General features: G+C 56.3%; 4 protein-coding genes. All 4 read left to right on the top strand.

Translation table 11 applies throughout. The annotated features are described in order from the left end of the window. The first annotated feature begins 21 nt into the window (after nt 1-21). The 4 genes from JWF83_RS13350 to serS all read left to right on the top strand — a co-directional run bounded on the left by JWF83_RS13350 (nt 22) and on the right by serS (nt 6,877). A complete protein-coding gene (locus tag JWF83_RS13350; protein WP_413650717.1) occupies nt 22-3,381 on the top strand; it encodes a DNA translocase FtsK 4TM domain-containing protein in 3,360 nt (1,119 codons plus the stop codon). 137 nt (nt 3,382-3,518) lie between these two features. Beyond that, a complete protein-coding gene (gene lolA / locus JWF83_RS13355; protein WP_413650718.1) occupies nt 3,519-4,130 on the top strand; it encodes an outer membrane lipoprotein chaperone LolA in 612 nt (203 codons plus the stop codon). 7 nt (nt 4,131-4,137) lie between these two features. Continuing rightward, complete coding sequence (locus JWF83_RS13360) at nt 4,138-5,481, top strand: replication-associated recombination protein A (protein WP_413650719.1); 1,344 nt, start codon at nt 4,138-4,140, stop codon at nt 5,479-5,481. A 103-nt stretch (nt 5,482-5,584) separates the two neighbouring features. Continuing rightward, on the top strand, nt 5,585-6,877 hold the full coding sequence (gene serS, locus JWF83_RS13365; protein WP_413650720.1) for a serine--tRNA ligase: 1,293 nt from the start codon (nt 5,585-5,587) through the stop codon (nt 6,875-6,877). Nucleotides 6,878-7,094 lie beyond the last annotated feature (217 nt).

Here is a 7,094-nt window from a genome sequence, read left to right on the forward strand (position 1 = left end):
ACAGGCACCTGGAGAGTACTCTTGAGCCAGGAATACACAGAAGATAAAGAAGTTACCTTGCAGCCGCTGAGTAGCGGACGTCGTTTACTCGAAGCGCTGTTAGTGATTGTTGCTCTTTTCGCCGTCTATTTGATGGTGGCGTTGCTGAGCTTCAACCCTTCCGATCCCAGCTGGTCACAAACCGCCTGGCACGAGCCGATTCATAATCTGGGCGGCGGTGTGGGTGCGTGGCTGGCAGATACCTTATTGTTCATTTTTGGCGTGATGGCTTACGCTATTCCCCCGGTAATCCTCGGTTTGTGCTGGATCACCTTCCGCCAGCGTGATCGGCAGGATTATATCGACTATTTTGCCGTCGCCCTGCGTCTGATCGGTGTACTGGCGCTGATTATTACCACCTGTGGTCTGGCGGCGATTAACGCCGATGATATCTGGTACTTTGCTTCCGGCGGCGTGATTGGCAGCCTGGTCAGTAATGCGATGGCGCCGTGGTTTAGCGGTGCCGGCGGCACCTTAACCCTGCTTTGTATCTGGGCAGCGGGCTTAACGCTGTATACCGGCTGGTCATGGTTAACCATCGCGGAAAAAATCGGCGGCGTGGTGATGGGGGTGCTGACCTTCGCCAGCAACCGTTCACGCAACGAAGAACAGTGGCGTGAAGAGGATGATGATGAGCTGTATGATGTGGCGCCCGTGAAAGCGGCGGCACATGACAGCGATCAGGACGATGTGCTGCTGGCGGCGCCGGATAAAGTCAGCGCCGATTTGCCGGACGATGACGAGCAGGATCCTCTGCTGGCGAAAGCCGCGACGGCCACCCCGGCGGCGACTGCGGTTGCTGCTGAACGTAGCCCAACACCGGCAGCCGCTGCGGCGGCGCCTGCCACCGCGAGCGTGACAACGGCGACTGCGCCAGCCAGTGCCGTTCCGCCGGCCGCGCCTCCGGTTTATCGCTTTGAAATGCCGCAGGAAACGCCGGCGCCTTCCCAGCCGATTCATCATGATGAAGACGCGGGTCCGGCGTTGGGCAACTGGCGCGATACGCCATCGTCTGGCGCATCGCCATTTGATTTCTCGACGCCGCAAAGCGATCCCGCGGCCATTGCGGTTAATCCGCAGCAGGCTACTGGCTTAAGCGATGCGGCGAAAGCGGCATCGGCCGCCACATCGCCGATGTTATTTATGCCAGGCTTCAGCGCCACCAGCGGCGACAGTAATCCGCAGGTGAAACAGGGAATTGGTCCTGAACTTCCGCGGCCGAACCCGGTGAAGTTACCAACCCGGCGGGAACTGGCGTCTTACGGTATTAAGCTGCCTTCGCAGCGTATGGCGGAAGAGAAGGCGAAAGAGCAAGAGTTGCCGCCTCCGGTGGCGGCCGTCCCTGATTATGCTGACCAGGATGAACAGACGCTGCTGGAAGAGTCGCATCTGCGTGAAGCCTTTATGACGCAGCAACAGCAGCGTTACGGCGAAGAATTTGCGCCGGAAGAAGAGGATGAGGAAGCACTGCAACAGGCGATGCTGGCGCGGCAGTTTGCTGAACAGCAGCAGCAGCGCTATACGCAGGAGCAACAGCAGGAAAGCCAGCGGGCGCCGGGATTCACCCTTGATACCTCCGGTGCGTTCGACTTCTCACCGATCGACGATCTGGTCGATAACGGTCCGAGCGAGCCGCTGTTTACGCCGGATGTGGCGCCGGAAGCCGAAGCCGCGCCTGCACAGCCAATTCATCAGCCGGCACCCGCCGCATGGCAGCAGCCTGCGCCGCAACAGCCGGTCGTAGCGCAAACGCCGGTTCCGCCTGCTGCCGCGACCCCGGTCAGCGCGCAACCGCCCGCGTCTGACAGCCTGATTCATCCGTTCCTGATGCGTCACGAGCAGCCAACGTATAAGCCGGTGACGCCGCTGCCGACGCTCGATTTGCTGACCTCCCCGCCGGCGGAAGAAGAGCCGGTGGATATGTTCGAGCTGGAACAAACCGCGCGTCTGGTGGAAGCCCGCCTGGCCGATTACCGGGTGAAAGCCGAAGTCGTCGGTATTTCACCCGGCCCGGTGATTACCCGCTACGAGCTGGATCTGGCTCCTGGCGTGAAAGCGGCACGTATCTCCAACCTGTCCCGTGACCTGGCGCGTTCATTGTCAGCGGTCGCGGTGCGTGTGGTGGAAGTGATACCGGGCAAGCCTTATGTCGGCCTGGAATTACCAAACAAGCGTCGCCAGACCGTATACCTGCGTGAAGTACTGGATTGCGCCAAGTTCCGTGATAATCCGTCGCCGCTCGCAGTGGTATTGGGTAAAGATATTGCCGGACAACCGGTGGTGGCCGATCTTGGTAAGATGCCGCATCTGCTGGTGGCCGGTACTACCGGTTCTGGTAAGTCGGTCGGCGTCAACGCCATGATTATCAGCATGCTGTATAAAGCCACGCCGGAAGAAGTGCGCTTTATTATGATCGATCCGAAAATGCTTGAGCTGTCGGTGTATGAAGGTATTCCTCATCTGCTGACCGAAGTGGTTACCGATATGAAAGATGCGGCCAATGCGTTGCGCTGGAGTGTTGGTGAAATGGAGCGTCGTTATAAGCTGATGTCCGCCCTTGGCGTACGTAATCTGGCGGGTTATAACGAGAAGATTGAGCAAGCTGCAGCGATGGGCCGTCCTATTCCCGATCCGTTCTGGAAGCCGGGCGACAGTATGGATATGACTCCGCCGGTACTGGAAAAACTGCCGTATATCGTAGTAATGGTCGATGAATTCGCCGATCTGATGATGGCGGTCGGTAAAAAGGTTGAAGAGCTGATTGCCCGTCTGGCGCAAAAAGCGCGTGCGGCGGGGATTCACCTGGTTCTGGCAACACAGCGTCCATCCGTGGATGTCATTACCGGCCTGATTAAGGCCAATATTCCGACGCGCATCGCCTTTACCGTGTCGAGTAAAATCGACTCACGCACTATTCTCGATCAGTCCGGCGCTGAGTCGTTACTGGGGATGGGTGATATGCTCTATATGGCGCCAAACTCTTCCATTCCGGTGCGTGTACATGGCGCATTTGTGCGTGATGAAGAAGTGCATGCGGTAGTGCAGGACTGGAAAGCGCGCGGACGCCCACAGTATATCGACAGCATCACCGCTGGCGATGAGAGTGAAGGTGGTAGCCTGGGACTGGAAGGCGATGAAGAGCTGGATCCGTTGTTCGACCAGGCGGTGGCGTTTATTGTTGAAAAGCGTCGTGCGTCGATCTCCGGCGTGCAGCGTCAGTTCCGCATTGGTTACAATCGTGCGGCGCGCATTATTGAACAGATGGAAGCGCAGGGCATTGTCTCATCCCCGGGGCACAACGGTAACCGTGAGGTACTGGCTCCGCCTTCTCATGACATGTAATAAACAGCCGGTTTTGTTGTCTTATCCAGGGAGCCATTAATGGCTCCCCTACGTTGTGTCAGCGATGCTGGCGTAGGGGCGGCACTGATGCCGCCCGTGCCGATGACAGGCACCATACTCAATAACGGAATTTATTAATGAAAAAATTATTACTCTCTTGCTGCCTGATGAGCGCACTGGCATCAGCGGCTGTAATGGCTGATGCTTCCAGTGATTTGCAGCAGCGTCTGGATAAAGTAAAAAGTTTCCACGCCAGCTTTTCGCAAAAAGTGACGGATGCAACCGGCACATCGGTACAGGATGGCGAGGGCGAATTGTGGGTGCAGCGTCCTAACCTGTTTAACTGGCATATGACCGCCCCGGACGAAAGCGTACTGATTTCCGACGGTAAGACCTTGTGGTTCTATAACCCGTTTGTTGAGCAGGTCAGTGCCAGCTGGCTGAAAGACGCCACCAGTAACACGCCATTTATGTTGATTGCGCGTAACCTGTCCAGTGACTGGAAGCAGTACAACATCCGCCAGAAGGGCGATGATTTTGAACTGACGCCAAAAAGCGCTGCCGGTAATCTGAAGCAGTTTACGATTAATGTGTCGCCCAACGGCACCATCAATCAGTTCAGTGCCATCGAGCAGGATGATCAGCGCAGCGCCTATACGCTGAAAACCCAGCAAAACGGTGCGATTAGCCCTGACAAGTTTACTTTTACCCCGCCTAAGGGCGTGACGGTTGACGATCAGCGTCAGTGAGGTTTAAGTGAGTAATCTGTCACTGGATTTTTCCCATAACGAGTTCCAGCCGCTGGCCGCGCGTATGCGGCCCGCGACGCTGGCGCAATATATCGGTCAGCAGCATCTGCTGGCGGCAGGGAAACCGTTGCCGCGTGCTATCGAAGCCGGTCATTTGCACTCAATGATTTTATGGGGACCGCCAGGGACAGGCAAAACCACACTGGCTGAACTTATTGGTCACTATGGCAATGCGGATGTCGAACGTATTTCCGCCGTAACCTCCGGCGTGAAAGAGATCCGCGAGGCCATCGAGCGTGCGCGCCAGAATCGCAATGCCGGACGTCGCACCATCCTGTTTGTCGATGAGGTGCACCGCTTTAATAAAAGTCAGCAGGATGCCTTTCTGCCCCATATTGAAGATGGCACCATTACCTTTATCGGCGCCACCACCGAAAACCCGTCGTTTGAACTCAACTCCGCCCTGCTGTCGCGGGCACGTGTTTATCTGCTGAAATCCCTGACCACTGCCGATATTGAACAGGTGCTGGATCAGGCGATGAATGATAATGAACGTGGTTATGGTCAGCAAAATATTCTGCTGCCTGACAACACTCGCGCCATGATTGCCGAACTGGTCAATGGCGATGCGCGCCGCGCTTTGAACACCCTTGAGATGATGGCCGATATGGCCGAAACCAATACCGCGGGTAAACGCGAACTGACGCCGCAGTTGCTGAATGAGGTGTCCGGCGAACGCAGCGCCCGTTTCGATAATAAGGGCGACCGCTATTACGATTTGATCTCCGCACTGCATAAATCGGTGCGTGGCTCTGCGCCTGATGCGGCGCTCTACTGGTATGCACGTATTATCACCGCCGGTGGCGATCCGCTGTATGTTGCGCGCCGTTTACTGGCGATTGCTTCCGAGGATGTCGGCAATGCCGATCCGCGCGGCATGCAGGTGGCGATTGCCGCCTGGGACTGTTTTACCCGTGTTGGTCCGGCAGAAGGGGAACGCGCCATTGCCCAGGCGATTGTCTACCTGGCCTGCGCACCGAAGAGTAATGCGGTTTATACCGCCTTTAAAGCGGCGATGCGCGATGCGCGTGAGAATCCTGACTACGATGTGCCGGAACATCTGCGTAATGCGCCGACCAAACTAATGAAAGAGATGGGGCTCGGCGCCGAGTACCGTTATGCGCATGATGAAGCTAATGCCTATGCCGCCGGAGAGAACTACTTTCCGCAGCAAATGGCGCAAACACGCTATTATCAGCCGTCTTCACGAGGTCTTGAGGGCAAAATTGCTGAAAAGCTCGCCTGGTTGACTGAACAGGATCAAAATAGCCCGACAAAACGCTACCGCTAATTCAGACGTTGCGGTAAGGTTAGTAACGATTTCAACGCATTCGCCGGAAGTGCGAATGTGTCTTTCCGCAAGTTAACTCAATCACTATAAGCACAGGATAAGCATGCTCGATCCCAATCTGCTGCGTAACGAGCCAGACGCAGTCGCTGAAAAACTGGCACGCCGGGGTTTTAAACTGGATGTGGACACGCTGCGCTCCTTAGAAGAGCGTCGTAAAGTGTTGCAGGTCGAAACTGAAAGTCTGCAGGCTGAGCGTAACTCCCGATCCAAATCCATCGGTCAGGCTAAAGCGCGTGGGGAAGATATCGAGCCGTTGCGTCAGGAAGTGAATGTCCTTGGCGAACGCCTGACTGCAGCCAGCGCAGAGCTGGATGCACTGCAGAATCAAATTCGCGATTACGCCCTGACGATGCCAAATCTGCCTGCGGATGAAGTTCCCCTGGGTAAAGATGACAGCGAAAACCTGGAAATCAGCCGCTGGGGTGAACCGCGCCAGTTTGATTTCCCGGTGCGTGATCATGTCGATCTGGGTGAGATGGCGCAGGGGCTGGATTTTGCCGCCGGCGCCAAACTGACCGGTTCACGTTTTGTGGTGATGAGAGGCCAGATTGCTTATCTGCACCGTGCACTGAGTCAGTTTATGCTCGATCTGCATACCGAGCAGCATGGCTATCTGGAAACTGCAGTGCCTTACCTGGTGAACCACGCTTCGCTATACGGTACCGGCCAGCTGCCTAAGTTCGGTGAAGATCTGTTCCATACGCGTCCGCTGGATGAGGAGTCTGAAAGCAGCAATTATGCGCTGATCCCAACCTCCGAAGTGCCGCTGACTAACCTGGTTCGTGACGAGATCGTGGAAGAAGAGTCTCTGCCGCTGCGGATGACCGCGCATACTCCATGTTTCCGCTCTGAAGCCGGATCTTATGGCCGTGATACCCGCGGTCTGATTCGTATGCACCAGTTCGATAAAGTTGAGATGGTGCAGATCGTCCGTCCGGAAGACTCAATGCAGGCACTGGAAGAGCTGGTCGGCCACGCAGAAAAAGTACTGCAGCTGCTCAATCTGCCATACCGTAAAATGCTGCTGTGTACCGGCGATATGGGCTTTGGTTCCAGCAAAACTTACGATCTGGAAGTCTGGTTACCGGCGCAGAACACCTATCGCGAAATCTCCTCATGTTCCAATATGGGTGATTTCCAGGCGCGCCGCATGCAGGCTCGTTGCCGCAGCAAGACCGAGAAGAAACCACGTCTGGTGCATACCCTCAATGGTTCCGGTCTGGCCGTAGGTCGTACGCTGGTAGCGGTACTGGAGAACTATCAGCAGGCTGATGGACGTATTCAGGTGCCGGAAGTGTTGCGTCCTTATATGCGCGGACTGGAATTTATCGGCTAATGCCCGTCATTCTTCGGGCCGCAGGTGCGTTGGCTGCGCCCGCTCACCCCGGTCACATAGTCATCTATGCTCCCGGGGATTCGCGGGCTTGTCGCCTTCCTGCAACCCGAATTATTTAGGGCATTTATGCCGTCATTCTTCGGGCCGCAGGTGCGTTGGCTGCGCCCGCTCACCCCGGTCACATAGTCATCTATGCTCCCGGGGATTCGCGGGCTTG

Source organism: Pantoea sp. B65 (genome assembly GCF_047308185.1).
In the GTDB taxonomy this organism is placed as follows: Bacteria; Pseudomonadota; Gammaproteobacteria; order Enterobacterales; family Enterobacteriaceae; genus Erwinia.

What these genes read in the sequence shown, in the direction of transcription:
- lolA (WP_413650718.1), top strand. Translation starts at nt 3,519, where the DNA reads ATGAAAAAATTATTACTCTCTTGCTGCCTGATGAGCGCACTGGCATCA.
- serS (WP_413650720.1), top strand. Translation starts at nt 5,585, where the DNA reads ATGCTCGATCCCAATCTGCTGCGTAACGAGCCAGACGCAGTCGCTGAA.